The following is a 20747-nucleotide window of genomic DNA, read 5'->3' as shown; positions in this document are numbered from 1 at the left end:
TATAGCAAATTATGCTTGATACAAAAATTAAGGAAAGCTACGTGTTTATTATATCACGAATCCCCCTGAAGTTGTCAAGAATCTGGGCCGTAATCCCCCATATTTTGTATTCTTTATATGCATAGAAGAGCACATTATAGGTACTTCGTTTTTTCCATCCCACTTGGTTCGATACGGGCAGTCCCGCCGGAAACCCCGGCCCCGGCCGCGTTGCCAGTTCGACCTGGGCGATTTCCGGCTCATGGGCAGCAAACCAGTCCAGCGGCACGGTAAAGATATGGTCTATTTCTCCTCTGCTGATGACGAAATCCGTCGTGTCGATATACGCCGCAAAGGGATATATCTTTACGCCGACAGGAGACTCGACGTAATCCAAAGGCCCCCAGACGTGAATATGAGAAGGGCTGACGCCTAATTCCTCCTGCGTTTCCCTCAGGGCCGCTTCCAACGGGCTGCTGTCGCTTTTTTCTATGACGCCGCCGGGAAAGCAGATATCTCCGGGCTGCCAGCTCAGCTTACTGCTGCGTACCTCGAATACCAGATGTTCTTCGCCGTCCACGCAGACGACAGGAGCCAGCACGGCGCACGGCACCGTATTCATGCAGGGATTCTGCCGGACAATTCTTTCCGGCCAGGGCTTGAACTCATCCATGACCTTCCTCCTCATTGCAAAAAAAAGAGGATGCCGTTCAGACATCCTCCTCTATACTTCATATATTGCCGCCTTTATTTTACGACGATATTGATGATTTTTTTAGGTACAACGATAAATTTAACAATCGTCTTGCCGTCGGTGAAATCTTTGACGCGCGGCATAGACAATACCTTTTCCCTCAATTCATCCTGACCGATTTCAACGGGAACAGTGATACGTTCGCGTACCTTGCCGTTAATCTGGACAGGCAGTTCGATTTCATCGACGACCAAAGCGCCAGCATCTACTTCCGGCCAATCCTGTTCGTGAACACTGCCTTCAAAGCCGGCAATCTGCCACAATTCTTCTGTAATGTGCGGCGTAAAGGGAGCCAGGAGCTTTAAGAGATTGGTGTTGACCTCTAAGGCAACGTCGCTGCGGATAGATGTATTGGCGCCGACATAGGCATACATGGCATTTACCAGCTCCATAATTGAGCTGACAGCCGTATTCAGCGCATAGTCGCCGTCTACGCCTTTGACGTCTTCCGTCACCTTGGCGATGGTTTTATGTTCCTGCAGGCGAAGCGCCTTTTCTGCTTCCGTCAAATCGCGGTCCCTTTCGCCGTTCTTAGCCAGGTCAATGTACTGGTGGACGATACGCCATACTCGGTTGAGGAAACGGTACGAACCTTCTACGCCCTGATCGGACCATTCGAGGTCACGTTCCGGCGGCGCGGCAAACAGGATAAACAGCCGGCCCGTATCGGCGCCGTATTTGGCGAGGATTTCTTCCGGCGATACGACGTTGCCCTTTGATTTCGACATCTTGCTGCCGTCCATGAGGACCATGCCCTGGGTCAGCAGGCGTTCGAACGGTTCTACATTGTCGACGAGGCCGGCGTCGTGGAAGACCTTCATGAAGAAACGGGAATACATCAGGTGCAGAATTGCGTGTTCAATGCCGCCGATGTACTGGTCTACATTCATCCAGTGGTTGGCCTTCTTCGGGTCCCAGGCCTGTTCATCGTTGCGGGCATCGGTATAGCGCAGGAAATACCAGGACGAGCAGACGAAGGTATCCATCGTATCGGTTTCTCTCGTCGCCGGGCCGCCGCATTTCGGGCAGGTGCAGTGAACGAATTCTTCGCTCGTCGCCAAGGGAGATACGGCGCCGGCCGTAAACTGGACATCCGTCGGCAGCTTAACCGGCAGCTGATCTTCCGGCACGAGCTGTTCGCCGCATTTCGGGCAGTAAATAATAGGAATCGGCGCGCCCCAATAGCGCTGACGGGAAATAAGCCAGTCGCGGAGCTTGAAGTTGACCGTGCCCTTGCCGAGGTTGTGGTCGACGAGCCATTTCGTAATGGCTTTGCGGCCTTCTTCGTCAGTCAGGCCGTTGAATTCGCCGGAGTTGACCAGAACGCCCGGGTCGTGGTACGCCCCTTCCATCGTATTCAAATCGAGGCTCATATCTTTATTCTGTACGACTAAGCGGATAGGCAGGTTGAATTTCTTAGCGAATTCCCAGTCGCGCTGGTCGTGGCCCGGAACGCCCATGACAGCGCCCGTACCGTAATCTACCAGGACGTAGTTGGCAATCCAGATCGGCACTTGTTCGTTATTCAGGGGATTGACAGCGTAAGCGCCGGTGAACATGCCTTCTTTTTCGGCGTCGTTCGATGTCCGTTCGATGTCGTTCATGTTCTTCATGCGCGTAATAAAGGCGCGAAGTTCTTCTTCGTTGTCCCGTCCCTTAATGAGTTCTTCCACATAGGGATGTTCCGGAGCCAGTACGATGTAGGTTACGCCGAACACCGTATCGACGCGTGTAGAGAACATGGGAATGGATTTGCCGATTTCTGGGATTTCAAAGGAGAATTCCGCCCCTTCGCTGCGGCCAATCCAGTTTTTCTGCATCGTTTTAACCCGTTCCGGCCAGCCGGGAAGGAGCTTCAAATCGTCGAGAAGGCGGTCGGCATAATCGGTAATTTTGAAGAACCACTGCTTCAAATCCTTTTTGACGACGGGCGAATCGCAGCGCCAGCACAAGCCGTCGATAACCTGTTCGTTAGCCAGTACAGTGTTGCACTTTTCGCACCAGTTTACCTTAGCTTCCTTGCGGTATGCCAGGCCACGCTTGTACAGCAGCTCGAAAATCCACTGCGTCCATTTATAATATTTTTCATGGCACGTAGCCACTTCGCGGTCCCAGTCATAGGAAAGGCCGAGGGCCTTCTGCTGGCGCGTCATGTTTTCAATATTGCTGAACGTCCAATCTGCCGGCGGCGTGCCGTGTTTGATAGCCGCGTTTTCAGCAGGCATGCCGAAAGCGTCGTAGCCCATGGGATGCAGGACGTTGTAGCCGTTCATGCGGCGGTAGCGGGCGATGACGTCGCCGATGGTGTAGTTGCGGACATGCCCCATATGGAGATTGCCCGAAGGATACGGAAACATTTCCAGTACATAATACGGCGGCTTGCCGTTGTCGTCGGGGCAACGGTCTGTCTTGTCTTCCAGCCATTTATGCTGCCATTTCTTTTCTATTTCTTGGGGAATATATTTTTCCAATTACTTATGCCTCCTATCGCTGCGTACAGTGGGCGGTGCCGCGCTGCTGCAGGGTCTTCTTCTTATTATAGTGTTCCCGTGCCGTCAAGTCAATTCTTGCGGAGCAAAACTCTGCCAAAAATGGGGCGCTTCGAAGCCTTTTCTCCAAAAACTTGCGCCGCCGAGGTTGTATTTCGTAATTAATTTAGCTTTTTCCGTCAAGGACTTTTCATCTTCAAACCATACCTGGACCCGGCCCGTCGTCAAGGGCAAATCCATGTAGTACAGGCCCAGCTCGTCGTTCCACGTAACGTAGTCCTTGTATTTTTCAAGCAGCAGTCCGCTGGCCGACATGGGCAGCGTCCGTACCAGCAGCACCGGCTTCTTCGGCTTCGCCTCTTTGGAAACGGCCGTCTTGCCCTTCGCCTCGTTCTTCCTTTGCGGCGCCAAAACCTCTGCCGCAGCGTTCTTCTCAGCCGCTCCCTCCGTCCCGGCAACAGGCGGCCATTCATTGATATCCAGAGGCAAGTCCTGTTCTTCCGTCGTTTCATACCACAGGCGCATGTACAGCGGCATGCCCAGGACGACCTTTTCCGCCGGCACGATAGCCGTCACGTTCTGCACAGCCTTTTCTACCCAGGGATACGATGCTACGGGGCCGGCTACATCGCTCGTGCGGCTGAATTGGTCGTAGGCCATGATCATCAGGTAATCGAGATGCGGCGCTAAGGCCGCCCGGTCGTATACGCGGGACCAGTTCATGCTGTTCGATATGGGCGTCACGTCCATGGACAATTTCAGCCCGTAAGCCCGGCAGGCCCGGCTCAAACGCCCTACAAAAGCCGTCAGCTTGTCTTTGTCGGCATAGTTGATGTTTTCAAAATCAATATTATAGCCCTTGAAATCGTACAGCAGCGCATAGCCTATCAGTTCTTTAATCATCGTGTCCTGAAGCTTGTCGTCGCTCAATACGGCATGGGTCAGGGCCGGGTCGAAGTTATTGTCGATGAGGGGCCACATGGCGTAGCCCTTCGCAGCATAGGCGTCAGCCAGCATAGCGAAATCATCGTGCCGCAGCGCTACGCCCTTATCGGTCAGGCGGAAAGCGCAGGGCGACATGACAGGCTGCGCCGTATCCAAGGACGGCAGATTTTCATCTCCCTGCATGAGAGGATCCCAAAACAAGACCAATCCCATCTTTCGTTCCTTCTTCTTCCGGTTCTTCTTGTTCTTTTTCTTCTCTTTTTTGGTATCAGCGTTAGTAGACACCGCCGTTCTATTGCTGTCCTCCAAGGAACGCAGCGCCGGAGCGATACGAGTCGGAGACACGGGCCGCATCAACTCCCGCTTCCCCTCTTCCCACGTCAGGGAAAGGCCCATCGTGCGGTAAATACGGCGTATATTCAGGCTCGTTTCGCCGTCACTTTGCCGCGCAGGCAGGCGCAGCGCCGCCTGCATATCCTTCCATAAGACGGATCCATCCTTTGCCGGCGGCAGTCGCAGCCAATACGTCCCCTTCTTGGCATCGGCCTTGTACAGGCCATACTCCTGCAAAGCTTTTTCCGATACGAGCCAGCGGCCTTCTTCTTCCCGAATCGCCATAGACGCCGGATGTTCCGCCGCTGCCGGTATGGCTGCCCGCGGAATGGCAGCCCACGGCCCGCGGTCCGGCACGGCTTGTTCCGATACGGCCTCTCCGCCGGACGCCGCCACGACAACTTGAAGAGACACGGCGAGCAGCGACGCCAGGCACAGCGTCCGCAGCCGCGATGTATGTTTCATAGACACCCTCCTTTTGCAAAACAGGTGGAAATTTCTCTGAAATCAGGTATAATGAAAAAAATGCAATTTTCCTCTCTAGGTATACTGCATGGCTATTATACCATAAAGAGAAAGTATAAAACATCAAAGGAGGCTATTCTATTGCATCAATATCTCTTTTTTATCGGCGATTTCCCAATCCGGGCCTACGGATTGTTATTTATGCTCGGCATCATCTCCGCCGGCATTACAGCCTACTACATCACGAAGCGGGATGGCCGGGGCTGGCACGTCCACATATTCGACTTTACCCTCTGCTGCGGCCTAGCCGGCATCGTCGGCGGCCGCCTTTGGGACGTCTTCTTCTTCGACTGGGCCTATTATCACAACCACCTGTTGGAAATCCCCTTCGTCTGGCAGGGCGGCATGGCTATCCAGGGCGGCCTGGTATTCGGAGCTGTCGCCGGCTACTGGTACACGCGCCGCCACGACATCGACACCTGGGCTTTTGCCGACCTCATCGCACCGGCCATCATTCTCGGCCAGTCCGTCGGCCGCATGGCCAACCTCATGAACGGCGATGCCTTCGGTCATCCCACTGGCGGTAATTTCGGCATTATCTATCCCGAAACGACCCTGGCCTACCGAACCTACGGCAGCCAGCCCCTATGGCCGGCAGAAGTCTGGGAAGGCCAGCTTGATGTCCTCGTATTCATCGTCTTATTGTTCTACAGCTGTTTTCCCCATAAAAAAGGACAGGTTTTCTGCCTGTACGTCATGCTTTATGCGGCGGAACGGTTCTTTCTGGAATTTCTGCGCGGCGACTACGTCAGCCTGACTCTGGGCCTCAAATCAGCCCAGCTGACCAGCGTCGTCGCCTTTGCTGCCGCCTTCATCATCTTCATACTACTTCAATGGAAGGGCACGACGGACACGAAAGACAAACTTCAAAACTCATAAGGTAGTGTCAAGTATTTTTCGCAAAATGGTTTGCAGGCCCTGATATGAGTGAAGTCACCCAGCAATGGAGGTATCCTCCAGAGCCGCCTGTAGGTGCTTCATGTTCATGTACTTCTTGTTGCCCCACTGGGTACCGGCCACATGGCGCAGCCGGGCACAGACCAGCATGAGGGCGGAGTTGCCGTCCGGGAAGCTGCCCACCACACGGGTACGGCGGCGGATCTCCCGGTTAAGCCGTTCCATGACGTTATTAGTACGGATACGGGTCCAATGTTCACAGGGAAAATCGCAGTAAGTCAGCGTTTCCTCAATGCCATCCTCCACCTTCTTGGCAGCCTCTTTCAGTTTCATGGAACGCAGTTCTTCTACCACGGCCCGGGCTTTCTCACGGGCAGCTTTCTTGCTCTCCTGCGCATGGATCGCTTTGAGCATTTTGGCCACCAGCTTCACCTTGGAACGAGGCGTTACAGAGAAGATATTGCGGTAAAAGTGTACAGTACACCGCTGGTACTTGGCCTCTGGAAACACTTCTCCTACAGCTTCCAGCATACCCAGGCACTTGTCGCCAACTACCAGTTTAACTCCATCCAGGCCCCGGCCTCGCAGCCATTGAAAGAAGCTGACCCAGCTAGCCTTGTCCTCCTTCATGCCCTCGGCAGCCCCAAGAACCTCACGGTATCCATCTTCATTTACCGCAATCGCTACCAGAATGGCCACATTCTCAAACTCTCCGCCCCAGTTGCGACGCAAGTAGATGCCGTCCACATAGACATACGGGTAATGCCCTCCCTGTAAGGGGCGGTTACGCCAATCCTCAATGTGGACATATGCCTTCTTATTCAGTTCACTGATGGTTGAGGGCGACACTTTGCTGCCCCACAGCGCCTCTGTAATGTCTTCCACACGCCGGACGGATACACCGGCCAGATACATCTCGATGAGGGCTTCTTCTACGCTGCTTTCACGGCGGCGATACCGCTCAATAATGGCGGTCTCAAAGGAAATCCCTTTGAGCTTGGGTACCTTGAGGGTAACGTCCCCGGAAGTGGTAGTGAGGCTGCGCCTGTAGTGGCCGCTGCGATAGCCCTGACGCTTCTCATTGCGCTCGTATCGGGCCGCCTGAGTCAGTTTCTCTGCCTCGGCCTCCAGCAGCTCGTTGAGAGTCTCCTCTACGCTGCCACGCACAAGATCCTTGAGCTGTCCCTTGATTACTTCCTCGTTAAGCTGTACAATCTTTTCAGACATGGTTTGCTTGCTCCTTTCAGAATGGTGTGTCGCGACTTCATTCTACCAGAGTTCTGCAAGCCATGTCTCTTTTTATTTTTGCGAAACTTATTGTACCTTATCACTCATAACCATGCATGATACAAAAGGAAGCCCAGTCTGCATCACGCAGCGGGCTTCCTTTTGTATTTCTTTATATTTCTTTCAGCATTTTTTTCGGATTATCGCCAGGCCGAACTTTACCGAAAGCTTTGACGATTACGCCGTCTTCATCAATTAAATATGTCGAGCGCTCGATGCCCATGTACTTACGGCCGTACATGCTCTTTTCCACCCACACGTCGTATGCCTGAATCACCGTCAGCTCCGGGTCGGACAACAGCGTAAAGGGCAGGCCGTAAGTTTCCTCAAACTTCTTATGCGACGCCACGCTGTCCTTGCTGACGCCCAGTACGACAGCTCCCTTTTCCTCAAACTGGGGATACAATTCAGCAAATCCGCAGGCCTGCTTCGTGCATCCCGACGTGTTGTCCTTGGGGTAAAAATACAGCACGACCTTCTTCCCGGCAAAATCGCTCAACGATACCATAGTACCATTCTGATCCGGCAAGGTAAACGCCGGCGCTTTCGTCCCTACTTCTAACATATTCCAGCCTCCTTATGTTTGTTTTTAAGATTTTAAAAGCTTTTCCACAGGTTCCAGCAATTCCGGATGGCGTAAAATCCAACCCGTTATTTCACAATAGGCATCTCTTTCCTTCTTAAATTGCATGCTGTCATGTTCAACAGGCACCTCATCGCCAGTAACAATTAACTGCTGAGAGATTTGTTCTCTATAATCGCCTATTCTATCTTTTGTCATCCAATGCGTCGGCGTCACAACTCGATCAATCGGTTTAAAGAAAGACTCCATGAGCGAATAGTATTCAAACCCTTTCGGCGCAATCGCTTCAAAAATAGTCGGCAATATATTCATATGTCCGCCAATCGTATTATTAGCAAACATATCTGGAGTAAATTCTCGATGATACATGGCAAAGGACGTAGCAAATTTTTCCCTTAACGTTTCCGTTGTCCGTTTTATAATGCTGCCGTCATAATTATATACACGCCGCGCATGATCGCCCGTTGCAATAATAAGGCTGTCTTCATATGTTTTCTGCATTTCTTCAATGAAGGAAAACATCGATTTATCCGTATACCAGTAAGTTCCCATATTAACCATCATCGTTTTATTCCGACGCAGTGATTCCGGCGCATCGGGCATTATTTTGTCAGGATCCCATCCATATTTCTTAATAGGAATCGTATACGGCCCATGATTTGACGTAGTATATACAAAATGAAAGGTAGGCTGGACAGTCATATCAGCTTTAATTCGCTTAGCAACTTCCTCCAAAAACAGATGATCATAAATCCCCAGCCAAGTTGACGGCGTCCCCTTCGCACAAATATCCGGTCCTCCATAGGCTTCATCAAAGCCGATAGCCCTCGCAAAATTACCGATACTAGCCCAAGACAAGCTGCCTCCATACCATAAAGAGGTACGATATCCTAACTTTTTTAATTGCAACGGCAACGATGTCCTAAGACTATTATGCCAAAATTCATTCGTCTCATTTATTTCCAATTGGCAGTCGTAAATACCAGCCATGAGACTTGTAACTGCCGGCTGCGATATCAGTCCTGCCGGCAAAAAGTTTTCTACTTTAAATGTATGTGGATTATTTCTAAAAAGCTTTCCTCTATCAGTCAAATGCAATACATCAAAAAATTCATCTAACATAGATTGAGTATAACTTTCTCCTACAACAAAGAAAATATGTGATGGAGTATGTATACGAGGACCCGCAGCAATATGCTTAAAATTCTTTAAAATCAGCTTGTCACTTTCTGTGCTTTTAAGAATAAGCGGTTCCATAATTTTTTCAGATGTAGCATCATCATGAGTCAGAATAGTCTGCACAGGATATTTTAATGCCATTTCCAAAGCAACTAAATCATCAACAACAGCTTTCGATAAAAAATCATCCTCTTTTACAATAGTAGGGATAGTGTCACGTTCAGGTTTGTTCGCATGGCGCAAAGTTCCGCCAAATCGAAAATAATAAAAACCTATAATGCTGCAAAGAACTACCACGACATTAAACAGATATTGTATCCATGGATCATTAAAAACAGGATAAGGAATACTCGGCACAGATAATAATACTTGCGTTGCCAAAACACAAAATCCAACGTATGGAATATATCCTAATAAAATAAAAAAACCATGATTTTGATTGAAAAAAATATCTAAAAAATTCATCTTATCTGCATTTTTTCCTAGTTTCACCAATGAGTTAAAGATGTCGTGAAAATGATAATAAAAAATCATTTTTCCCATAAATGCAGTATATAAGATCACCATATATGCCGTATTTAAAACCAGACGAACCTCATCACTGACAGCATAATAGGAGCTAACAAATGCAGCCGGAATACTGACTACAATCATGGAAATCAAAAAGACATATGCATTGAAATCCATTCCCCACCAAAAGCCAAACTGAAAGCAGCGGATTATCCTTTTTGCGTCGTGGGCCAATCTCTTTTTAGGCCGATACACGCCAATAAATGCCAAACGAAATAAAGCGCATACGACAGGTGCTAAAACTGCTAACTTGATATCTTGCTGAATTCCTAAAAAGAAATACTCAAACATGTTATGCCTCTTTTCACAGATATAGTTACATCCTCTTTTCAAAACAGTATTATAGCACGAACAGAGGCAACTAACAAAACATTAGTTGCCTCTGACATCACATTCTATAATGGTCCTTATACCACGCAGCAAATTTTCCCAATCCCTCTTCAATACTCGTGTTGGGCTTGAAATCAAAATCTTGTTCCAATTCGCTTACGTCAGCGTAGGTCTGGTACACATCGCCGGGCTGCATCGGCAGATACTCTTTTTCCGCCGTCTTGCCAAGAGCCTGTTCCAATACTTCGATAAAATGCATGAGCCGTTCTGGCTTGTTGTTGCCAATATTATATACCTTATATTTGTCGCCGGCTTTATTTTCTTTCGGCGGATTGCACAGCATGTGCTCAATGCCTTCGACGATATCGTCTACATAGGTAAAATCGCGGTACATATCGCCGTGATTGTAAATCTTGATCGGCTCGTTTCGATACATCATGTTGGCAAATTTAAAGTAAGCCATATCGGGCCGGCCATACGGGCCGTATACGGTAAAGAACCGCAGCCCTGTCGCCGGGATGCCGTATAAATGGCTGTACGTATACGCCATGAGTTCGTTCGATTTCTTCGTCGCCGCATATAAGCTGATGGGATGGTCTACGTTGTCCGTCGTCGAAAAGGGCGTTTTTTCCTGATTGCCGTATACAGACGAGCTGGAAGCAAACAGCAGATGCTGCACGGGATACTGACGGCATGCTTCCAATATATTAAAGAAGCCGACGATGTTCGAATCAATATACGCCCGCGGGTTGTCGAGGCTGTACCGCACACCGGCTTGGGCCGCCAAGTTCACAACGATATCGGGCTGAAACGATTTAAACGCAGTGGTTACAGCCTGTTCGTCCGCTAAATCGCCCTTGATAAAGGAAAAATTAGAAAATGCACGTAACACGCCCAACCGGTTTTCTTTCAGCGACACGTCGTAATAGTCGTTCATATTGTCAAATCCCAGTACGACGGCGCCCATTTCCAGCAACCGCTTCGCCAAATGAAAGCCGATAAACCCGGCGGCTCCCGTAATAAGCACCTTTTTAGTTATGTCAAACGCCTGATATGCAGCCATAATATATTCCTCCATCTAATCGCGGTCAAATAAATCCCGCGTATACACCTTATCCTTCACGTCGGCCAGCTCGTCGGACCAGCGGTTGGTCACGATGACGTCGCACATGTCCTTGAAAGCACGCAAATCCTTGACGACGGGCGAACGGAAAAAGTCATCCGCATCCAACGTCGGCTCATACACGACGACGGGAATCCCCTTCGCTTTGATCCGCTTCATGACGCCTTGAATCGCCGAAGCGCGGAAATTATCGGACGCCGTCTTCATCGTCAGGCGGTACACGCCGACGACGCGGGGGTTTTTAGCGATAATCATATCGGCAATATGATCCTTTCGCGTCCGGTTAGCCGCTACGATGGCGGAAATCAAATTCTGCGGTACGTCGCTGTAATTCGCCAGCAGCTGTTTCGTATCCTTCGGCAGGCAATAACCACCGTAACCAAAAGACGGATTGTTGTAGAAATCGCCGATACGCGGGTCGAGACATACGCCGCGGATAATCTGCTCCGTATGGAGGCCCCGCATTTCGGCATACGAATCAAGCTCATTGAAGTACGCTACGCGCAGGGCCAAATACGTATTGGCAAATAATTTAATCGCCTCGGCTTCCGTAGAACCCGTAAACAACATGGGAATATCTTTCTTTACTGCTCCTTCAGCCAAAAGATTGGCAAATACGCGGGCCCGTTCCGAATCCTCACCGACGACGATGCGCGACGGATGAAGGTTGTCATACAAAGCCTTTCCTTCGCGGAGAAATTCCGGCGAAAACATGATATTATCCGTATGGTACTTCTTTTTAACGCTTTCCGTATATCCCACAGGGACAGTAGATTTGATGACCATCACCGCCTGAGGATTAATGTCCAGCACTTCTTCAATTACCGTCTCTACAGACGATGTATCAAAGAAATTTCTATCCGTATCATAATTTGTCGGCGTAGAAATAATGACAAAATCAGCATCTGCAAAAGCTTCTTTAGCATCTAAAGTCGCCTTAAAATGCAGGTCATCACGCTGTAAAAAAGCAATAATATCTGCATCAACAATAGGCGACCTTCCTTTATTCATCATTGTTACCTTTTCCGGCACAATATCTAATGCAACGACCTCATTATGCTGAGCCAACAAAAGGGCATTGGAAAGGCCAACATATCCAGTCCCGGCAATTGCTATTTTCATACAACCAACTTCCTATCTTTATAATTTATTTTGAATCTTTAGCACACTATACCAAAATAAGCATTGCAGCCGCTTCATGGTATTTCCTTTTTTATGATACACTTCGGCTAATTTTTTAAAACTATGATAAAACTCCGGTTTCTTAGGCGGCATAGGATCAGGCATACTCGGCCAGAATGAAATATCTAAGTAGTGCCGCCATAATTCATCATCTTCATCCAGTACAATTTCCCACGGCTTATCTCTTCCTGAATAGTGAATCAAAATTCCTTGAACACTGAAATCTTTGTTTTTATGATGAAATAATTCCGGAATTGGTTTCATATTACCTTCTACCACTAAATTTAATAAATCTTGTGTTTGACCTTTAAATCGCCGTGGATCAGCACCTTGGTAAGAAAAGACTTGTTCTGTAATCTTCTGTTTTATCCATTCATCTACTTGAATCCACATCAATCCATCAGAAAAATAAACATCCTGCTTCATTTTCAAAAATGCAACTCGATCTGGTGTCGGATAGGTTAAAGCCCCTATTGCCTTATCTCCCAAATCAATATTTAAAAATCGCCTTAAACTACCAACACAAATCATATCTGAATCTAAATACAAATAATATTTCGTATACTGACGCAATATCCAGGGCATAACGATGCGAATATAGGTCACACGAGAAAATCGTTTTACTTTTATATGGAAATCCTGGTAAATACTCATATCCATGACATATAAATAGATATTACATTTATACTTTTCTGCTGTTTTACGCAGATTTTCTTTATTATCTTCGCTATATACGTCCACAAAAACATAGAAATTAAAGGCAATATCATCATTAACCTCTAAGATAGATGTAATTTCTGCACCTAATGGCTTAAAAAATGGGTCATTTATATTAAAACAAACGTGCATTCTGTCTCGGGATTCATTTGCATCCATATATTTAAAATCGTATTTTTCGGTATATAACTTTGCTGACTCAAAATACGCAGTTGTAAATTTATTGTTCATATACATTACCTCGATTTCAATTTATATAACAAATATTTTACATATGCATTACATGCCTTTTTATACTCACCAGCATGCCGATACATATCGGATAAATATCTCCATTCAGTATATGACTTGGGTTTATCATATGGAACATTTTTCCATGGAGATTGTCCTGCACAAATTCTCCATTGTTCATAATACGAATATTTCCAAGAATGCTCTTTATCGCCAAAGCAATAATTACTATCCCATAAAGTAGTATATAATTTCCATGGCTTTTTACTCCCAGTAAAATGAACAATTTTTACTTTATTTTCATCAAATTCATGGTTCCGAACAGACATTGTGCAATTATACTGACTAGCCGTATCACATATCACCTTATCTTCCAATAATATATTTAATACATCCTGATCCATATATTTATAATTTTCTTCTCTAGCTAATTGGATTGCTTTATTTCCAATATCCTGCCTTATATATGTTGGAATATTAATTAACATCATTCCAGAATTAAAATAGCGATTTCCACGCATGCCAAGAAAAGCACAATAACGCTTCCACCATTCAGGTATAGACGTAAACCCTTTGACTACATAAGCAATATTTTTCTGCATATCGATAGAAAATAATTCTTCAATATTCCCTTTGCACAACATATCAACATCTAGATACAATACCTTAGTAACCCCTTCTTCCTCCAATACATATGGCATTAGCAATCGATAATATGCTGTAATACTTATATTTTCCGTCTTATGTAAATCATATAGCATTTCATCTTTCATAAAGTATATGATAATCGGAACATGAAATTCCTCAGATAAATATTGAATTTTTATCTTATTTTCTAAATCAAGCTTCCCTCGAAAAAATATATGAAATGCAAAGCGCGAAGGATTATTTTGCAGTATTGAAAATAACAGCACTCCCATCGCCCGAACAACATTTTTATCTGTACAAACAGCAATACTATATACTTTAGAATAATCAGAAATCTCATTAAAAGCAATTTTTTTCATAATATGATTCATGACAAAAATTCCTCACTATCAGCATCAATAACTTTAATGTTTCTGCTTTTTATTAAGTATTTAAATTCTAATCTCCTACGAAAACTCAAATTTTCTGATATAAAACAATATAATTTATCTTTCATGCTTTTAATTTTATATCCATCATTCGTTGCTCTGACGAAATGAAATAGCTCTCTTGCTAACTTCTTATATAAAAGATGTAAAAAATACGTATCCGAGAAGCCATCGGCTTGTAGATCATGAATAAGTTTATTAGTACATATACAAATATCTAACGGCCTTCGGTTACCTGACCGTGTAATGCTCTGGGGATTCTGGCGATAGTAATATAATGGTTTATCAATAATCATCATTCTTTTACTACGATATAAATACATCCCAGAGACATAATTATCCTGCGAATGACATCTTTCCGGAGACAGAATCCCTTTCACAATATCTTTTTTATAAACAGCATTCCATACAACCTTGCAAAGGAATTCATCAAAGTATCGTTTAAAAACATCTTCATTAATAAAAAGCTGATTCTGAAATTCTTTTTTGGGAGAAAGGATTTCTTTTTTCTCTCCATCAGAAAAAAACGCGGCACATCGAACCATGTCCAGCTTATGTTTCTGCAATATTCGAAGCAGTTCATCATACATGTGTATATCAAGCCAATCATCACTATCAACATACGCTACATATTGGCCTTGAGCAAGGTCCGTTCCAACATTTCTCGCCCCGCTTAATCCTTGATTTTCTTGATGCACAACCCGTATACGTGTATCCTTAACTGCATATTGATCACAAATCATACCACTACGGTCAGTAGAACCATCATCAATTAACAGAATTTCTAAATTTTCATAAGTCTGATTGATAATAGAACTTATACATTGATTCAAGTAGGTTTCTACATTATATACCGGAACAATAACAGACAAAAGCCCTGCGTTAGTCATTATTCATTTCCACCCCATACCTAATTAAGATATTTCTAGTGAATTAATAAACTTATCAATATTATAAAGATTATCAATTTCTTTTTTTTATCTTATTATCTTCCCAATCCCACCACTTTATTTCTAACAACTTCCTGCAAATTTCCTTATCAAAACGATATTTTAAAATTTGATCTGTGTTAATAACAACTGCATATGGAGGGACATCTTTTCGCACAATACTTCCTGCACCGATAACAGCCCCATCACCGATAGTCACATCTTGAAAAATCATTGAATTACTTCCAATCCATACATCATTCCCTATATGAATTGATTGAGCAGGATGCCGTTCTTCATACGTCATATTGTTCATCATCCGAAAAGATGGATTCGCCAAAATAGGACTTGTTGTCACATAATGAATATTATGCGTATTCGTCGGAACCAACAAAATATTTTTTCCTATAGAAGTAAACGCGCCAATCGATGCAATCATATCAAACGGGGACATATTTTGCCAACCATATGTATATTTGCCAATAGATACATTCTTATATTTTTTCAGCCAATATCGGATTAAATCTTCCCGATAACCATATTTTTTTCTAGACCAAGTGTATATCGACTTGGGTGGATTCGTCGTCCCTCGCACATATCGCAAAAAGCTACAACTTACTTTTTCAAATGTAGATACCATATACCTTCTCCACTTCCACGTATTATAATACAAAAGTGACGCAATTCTTCTTTAATTGAAAGTATCTTTTTGGGACAATGCTTTCAGCTGCATCATGATCGCTAAAATAAACCAGAAAATTCGCACGCCAGAAGATAGATCCATCGTATATTCAACTTGACCAAAAATACAAATATAGCTAAGAACAGTTGTTAAAATGAGTAAATCATAGGGATTTTTATCTTTTTTCCATCTACGAAAACTTGTCATGACAAAATAACCTGTAAAATATAATAGTCCGGCCATACCAAGAGTTCCCGTTTCCGCTAACAAATGGAAGAAATTGTTATGCGCATGATTTAATCCCTGTGTATCATCAGCAGTCCGGTAATAAGTTTTATACGTTTTGCTAAATTGGCCCAATCCTATGCCTGCAATTGGATGATCTTTATACATTTCAATACAAGCTTCCCACACAACAATTCTATCCCCATTAGACCGATCTGTCGTTATGTTTGTTATGGAAGCAAAACGCGCAGTGTACTGTGGCTGAGATGCAAAGAAAGCACCAAAAGCAATAAATAATCCAATAATAATACCTAAGAATTTTTTATTACAAACAACATACCTCCAAGCTGAAAAAGGAACTAATACCATATTAGAAAGCCAGGAACCTCGGCTTTTATTGCAAAGAAGCCCTATGCAAATACATAGCAAAGTAAACGCAGAAACCTTCTTCAGCCGTCTTTCAAATGCTGAGTCAAATAATATGACTACTGCCAACGGCATCATAATACACATCAAACTGGCAATGCCTAATTGACTGCCGCCAAGCCCCCACCCTCGTCCATTATCACTTAAATCAAATAAAACCTGAACCAGCGTAACTAAACAATCAATACCAAAAACAGCGGTAAATACAGTCAGCATGTTGACTAAATAATCACGTCGGCGAATACAGAAAAGTATTATAAGAAATACAGCATATCTCCAAAACCACATTTGTAAAAATTCATGCATTCCCTTAGAAAGATCTCCGGAAAATAATGCAGCTGGAAGCGTACTTAACACAAAAATGCCATACGCAATGCAATATCCCTTTGTTTCTTCCGGGAAAGAGAGATAGTCTCGTTGCTTATAAAGTAAAATAATGCCAAATAATAAAGCTAATCCATTAAATACCTGGCCTGCCGCCATGGAAAGACGGGTTAGACACACCATACAAGTAATACACACAGCAATCGCAAAGGTTAACCGCTGCGGAGTTAGGGTTGCTTTCATTAAAAATTCTCCTCAATAATTATAGTATATGAGTCCAAAAATGAGCCCATTTCATACGCCATTCCTGCCGCCGAATACTTTTCCCCTTCATATCTTTTCCCGGCTGCGGCATAGACACATCTTTAAACTCAGTGTATTGCAAATATGTATAATACAAGGAATTAAATAAAGAGCTTACAGAAAACTCCCACGGCTTGTATCGGCCAGCCCAATGAAATACTGCCGGCGACTTTAATGCCTGGACCGCTTCTTTTCTCATATCACTGCAAAGAAATACCTTGAGAGGCAATGAAAATACTGGCGGAATGATATTCCAGCGCAGCGGCAACGGAAGCCAGTGATTTTGAAATATCATATTGAGTCCATCTTGATCATGATGTCTGAATTGATTGGAAGAAATGCAATCTATAACGGCTTGTCCGTATTGCTTTTCTCGCCACTGCACGGTGTCAATTACGAGCATTCCTGAATTAAAGTATGGTTTTCCTTCAGACAATCCGATCGTTTCTCTTTTTTGCCGACGCATTCGTTTAGACGCCATAATGCCGTAATCGCACACAGCACCTAAAGGGTATCCCTGCAGCGATATATTCCACAGCGTTTCTACATCATCCAACACCACTAAATCAGTATCAAAATAAATCGCTTTTTGAACATGTTCTGGCAGCAGCTGCGGAATTAAAAGACGCAAATATGCGGCCTTGCTTAAATGACCGCTCACAAATCCCTGTAATGCCGCACTATCTGCCTCAATAAAGGAGATATGCCCCCCTAGAGATAAAACCGTTTTCTCAATACGGCTGCGCTGCGCCGCCGCTATAGCATCACTTAGCACGTAAATATCTATATGTTCAGGATAAGACGCATTTTTTAATACAGACGCGCAAGCTACAGCCACGTGCTGAGCATAATTATTGTCTGATGCCAATACAATAGAAATTCTATCCATGTGCTATCCCTCTTTATGATTTATCTGCATCTCATACAGCTTAACATATTTCAGCATTGTATAAAAGGCGTGCTGACCACAAGAAAGGATTCCCATCCATCCATCTAAAAAGGCCTTTTTTATCAACAAAGCCCGCAATCCGCCAAAAAAGGAATGCAGAAAAGCGCTGCTCAATGAAGTCCGCTTCCCAGACTCATAACGTTCTTTTGCCCAAATCGTCGTATAGTGATCAGCCTTTTCCAACCACTGATGCCAACTTTCATACGTATAATGGTCTACTCTCCCTGTCAGCATTTTCCTTGGGGAACGGCATTCTGCATGTTCATGAACTTTTCCAACCCAAATTACATCTTTTCTTAGAAACATGCGATATACCGTATCGGGTGCAAAAATGCCATGATGAAACCGATATCCATTGAATACCATATGACGTATCATGCCGTACTGCCCTGCCTCATTCTGCGCCGCAATCTGTTTAACATGCTGGCACATAGCATCATCCATACGTTCGTCAGCATCCAAATACAACACCCAGTCAGCCTCCGTCTGCGACAAAGCAAAATTCCGCTGGGCAGAAAAGTCTCCATCCCAGGCCCGAAAAGCTACTTTGGCCCCTTCTTGCTCCGCTAATTCTACCGTCCGATCCGTACTGCCCGAATCTATGATGACGACTTCGTCCGTACACGTCTTGGCGTTACGAACGACGTCTACGATATTATCCTCTTCATTTTTCGTCAAAATCAAAATAGCTAATGAACTCATGCTGCGACTCCTCAAACCGTACTTAATACGCTTTTATCATATTGTATTATAGCATATTTGCCGCTTATACACTACATAAATTGCACCATCGGCCCGACTCTGAATGGGACAAAAATTTCATTCTCTCCCCGAGTTTTCAGCCATATCGAGCAATGTGCTCCGTAGTCGCACCCTTCAAAACATGCCGTTTCATTTTTTCTGGCAAAAGAAAAAGCAATGACTTAATGAGACATACTCCCTTGCCATTGCTTCTAAATATATTTATATGATATTATGTTGTTTCTTTTTCTATACGGCAGGTATGCTTCTTGCTTCCTCGGTCATACGTAATGCCGACACATAGGATATTTCCTGTGTAATCCTGCAAAGCCCCCGTATACTGTTTATCCCGTATTTGCCGAAGCGCCGTATCGGCAGTGCTATCCCATTTCAGTTCCACGACCATAGCCGGCTTGTCGGCATATTTTTTCTTCGGCAGAAATGCCATGTCGGCAAAGCCTTTGCCCGTCGGCAGTTCGCGGATAACCGTATAGTACTGCCTTGCGCTGTAGTAGGCCAGCGAGACGGTATAGCTCAACGCATTTTCATCGTTATATTGCAGATGGGACGTATTCAAGTGCGCTTCCTCCATGCCTTTCGCTACGGCTTCTTCGTCGCCGTTCCACGTAGCCTGGAGAAGCTTATCCGACTGCAGCACGGAATGAATAATTTCTGACCACTGGGACACCCGCGTCGCTGTTACGTATTCGCCCATGATTTCCCGATTAGGAATAAAGACTTCCTTCGTATCGAAGTCATAGCCTAAATACCCCAAATGAACGAGCAAGGTCAGCACGTCGTCAGCCGAATGGAAGGTCGTCATATCGTTGACAAAGGACCGCGTGTCGATTTTCTGCCGCCCGCCGGCCATGAGCTTGACAACGGTATCCCGCAGACCTGAGAAGTTCATGTCGATATAAATTTTCAACGCTTCAAAGGTCTCCGTTTCCGTCCAGTACGTATCTAATATACCGCTTTCCATCGCCGATACGACCGAGCGGGGATTGCATATAGACGTCATATCTCGAAATTGGTATCCATCATACCAGCTCATGGTTTCTTCATAATCCATATGATACTGTTCGCACAATTTCCGAACTTCTTCTGCCGTAAAGCCTACAAACGGCGTTAGCTCCCGCGGATTGGTCATGGAAAACTCCGTAAACATATTCAGCGCCGAATGGGTCCCATACTTTTTGATAGGCAGTATCCCCGTCATATAGGCCAAGCCGATATAGGCTTTGTCCTTGAGCCAGCCACGCAGGAAATCCAGATACTGCCGCTGGGCCTGATAATCGTTTCGGTATTCGCGGAAGATGCAGTCCCATTCGTCAATAATGACGACAAAAGGACGCTGCGTTTCTACAAAAACATCGTCCAAACACCCAACCATATCCGTACGATCAAAATAAGAGATATGGGAATATTCCCGCAATACATCATGCAGTATTTTTTGCTTCAGCAAATCCAACATATCTTTCATGGTCTGACTGCAACTCAAAAATTCCTGCATATTAATAAATAAAACATCGCACTGGTTGCAATACATAGCAAACGCCGCATCGCCAGCGATCTCTAATCCCTGAAAAGCAGCCTCACCGTCTACAGTTCGGTCATAATACGCTGATATCATATTGGCCGCCATAGACTTGCCGAATCGCCTGGGACGGCTGACGCAGATAAACCGGCTCTCCGTATCAAAAACCGAATTCAGATACCGAATCAGACCGCTTTTATCGACATATATGCGGCTGTTTCGCGCCATTTTAAATTTCCTGTCTCCCGGATTCAAATAAATACCCATGGTCGTCCTCCCGTTATGACATTGGTTACGAGTACGTTAACCGACATACTTCATATTGCGTACATAATATATGTATATAGTATCAGCATCAGCGGCAAAATTCAACGACGGTATGGCATGAAAAAGCAATGACACTCAGAATACTCCTCCTGTCATTGCTTCTA

The 20747-nt window shown here is 45.0% G+C and carries 17 protein-coding genes; 1 reads left to right on the top strand and 16 read right to left on the bottom strand.

Annotation, left to right across the window (positions count from 1 at the left end):
• Window positions 1-37 precede the first annotated feature (37 nt).
• The 3 genes from DKB62_RS11420 to DKB62_RS11410 all read right to left on the bottom strand — a co-directional run bounded on the left by DKB62_RS11420 (window position 38) and on the right by DKB62_RS11410 (window position 4965).
• Window positions 38-652, bottom strand: coding sequence for an NUDIX hydrolase (locus DKB62_RS11420; protein ID WP_107195292.1), 615 nt, complete (start codon window positions 650-652; stop codon window positions 38-40).
• 74 nt (window positions 653-726) lie between these two features.
• Window positions 727-3204 (bottom strand): leucine--tRNA ligase, encoded by a 2478-nt coding sequence (gene leuS / locus DKB62_RS11415; protein ID WP_107195293.1) that lies wholly within the window; start codon window positions 3202-3204, stop codon window positions 727-729.
• Window positions 3205-3288: 84 nt separating this feature from the next.
• Window positions 3289-4965, bottom strand: coding sequence for a glycosyl hydrolase family 18 protein (locus DKB62_RS11410; RefSeq protein ID WP_107195294.1), 1677 nt, complete (start codon window positions 4963-4965; stop codon window positions 3289-3291).
• Between the two features lie 141 nt (window positions 4966-5106).
• Between DKB62_RS11410 and lgt the strand changes: the two genes are divergently transcribed.
• The gene (lgt, locus tag DKB62_RS11405; protein ID WP_107195295.1) at window positions 5107-5904 is read left to right on the top strand and encodes a prolipoprotein diacylglyceryl transferase; all 798 of its coding nucleotides are present in this window, start codon (window positions 5107-5109) and stop codon (window positions 5902-5904) included.
• A gap of 54 nt (window positions 5905-5958) precedes the next feature.
• On the opposite strand, the gene DKB62_RS11400 is transcribed toward lgt, so the two are convergent.
• The 13 genes from DKB62_RS11400 to DKB62_RS11340 form a co-directional block, all read right to left on the bottom strand.
• Window positions 5959-7149 (bottom strand): IS256 family transposase, encoded by a 1191-nt coding sequence (locus tag DKB62_RS11400; RefSeq protein ID WP_115759899.1) that lies wholly within the window; start codon window positions 7147-7149, stop codon window positions 5959-5961.
• Between the two features lie 172 nt (window positions 7150-7321).
• A complete protein-coding gene (gene bcp / locus DKB62_RS11395) occupies window positions 7322-7774 on the bottom strand; it encodes a thioredoxin-dependent thiol peroxidase (protein ID WP_107196057.1) in 453 nt (150 codons plus the stop codon).
• 24 nt (window positions 7775-7798) lie between these two features.
• Complete coding sequence (locus DKB62_RS11390; RefSeq protein ID WP_095629496.1) at window positions 7799-9832, bottom strand: LTA synthase family protein; 2034 nt, start codon at window positions 9830-9832, stop codon at window positions 7799-7801.
• A gap of 97 nt (window positions 9833-9929) precedes the next feature.
• Complete coding sequence (locus tag DKB62_RS11385) at window positions 9930-10934, bottom strand: NAD-dependent epimerase (protein ID WP_095629495.1); 1005 nt, start codon at window positions 10932-10934, stop codon at window positions 9930-9932.
• A 15-nt stretch (window positions 10935-10949) separates the two neighbouring features.
• Complete coding sequence (locus tag DKB62_RS11380; protein WP_095629494.1) at window positions 10950-12116, bottom strand: nucleotide sugar dehydrogenase; 1167 nt, start codon at window positions 12114-12116, stop codon at window positions 10950-10952.
• An 18-nt stretch (window positions 12117-12134) separates the two neighbouring features.
• The gene (locus tag DKB62_RS11375) at window positions 12135-13124 is read right to left on the bottom strand and encodes a glycosyltransferase family 8 protein (protein WP_157949708.1); all 990 of its coding nucleotides are present in this window, start codon (window positions 13122-13124) and stop codon (window positions 12135-12137) included.
• A 5-nt stretch (window positions 13125-13129) separates the two neighbouring features.
• Window positions 13130-14143 carry a glycosyltransferase family 8 protein gene (locus tag DKB62_RS11370; RefSeq protein WP_107196056.1) on the bottom strand — a complete coding sequence of 338 codons (1014 nt, stop codon included), beginning with the start codon at window positions 14141-14143 and terminating at the stop codon, window positions 13130-13132.
• Window positions 14140-15090: a glycosyltransferase gene (locus DKB62_RS11365; RefSeq protein ID WP_095629491.1), complete on the bottom strand. Its 951-nt coding sequence runs from the start codon at window positions 15088-15090 to the stop codon at window positions 14140-14142. Before DKB62_RS11365 ends, DKB62_RS11370 begins: the two co-directional genes overlap by 4 nt.
• A 73-nt stretch (window positions 15091-15163) precedes the next feature.
• Window positions 15164-15769, bottom strand: a complete 606-nt coding sequence (locus DKB62_RS12900; protein ID WP_107196055.1) for a CatB-related O-acetyltransferase — start codon at window positions 15767-15769, stop codon at window positions 15164-15166.
• A gap of 51 nt (window positions 15770-15820) precedes the next feature.
• Window positions 15821-17029 (bottom strand): O-antigen ligase family protein, encoded by a 1209-nt coding sequence (locus tag DKB62_RS11355; protein WP_095629489.1) that lies wholly within the window; start codon window positions 17027-17029, stop codon window positions 15821-15823.
• Between the two features lie 19 nt (window positions 17030-17048).
• Entirely contained in the window at window positions 17049-17978 is a 930-nt protein-coding gene (locus tag DKB62_RS11350; RefSeq protein WP_095629488.1) for a glycosyltransferase family 8 protein, read from the bottom strand.
• Window positions 17979-17981: 3 nt separating this feature from the next.
• Window positions 17982-18740, bottom strand: coding sequence for a glycosyltransferase family 2 protein (locus tag DKB62_RS11345; RefSeq protein ID WP_095629487.1), 759 nt, complete (start codon window positions 18738-18740; stop codon window positions 17982-17984).
• 271 nt (window positions 18741-19011) lie between these two features.
• Window positions 19012-20583: an AAA family ATPase gene (locus DKB62_RS11340; RefSeq protein WP_095629486.1), complete on the bottom strand. Its 1572-nt coding sequence runs from the start codon at window positions 20581-20583 to the stop codon at window positions 19012-19014.
• Between the last annotated feature and the right edge of the window lie 164 nt (window positions 20584-20747).

This window comes from Megasphaera stantonii, from assembly GCF_003367905.1.
In the GTDB taxonomy this organism is placed as follows: domain Bacteria; phylum Bacillota; class Negativicutes; order Veillonellales; family Megasphaeraceae; genus Megasphaera; species Megasphaera stantonii.
This window is presented reverse-complemented; position numbering and strand designations above follow the sequence as displayed.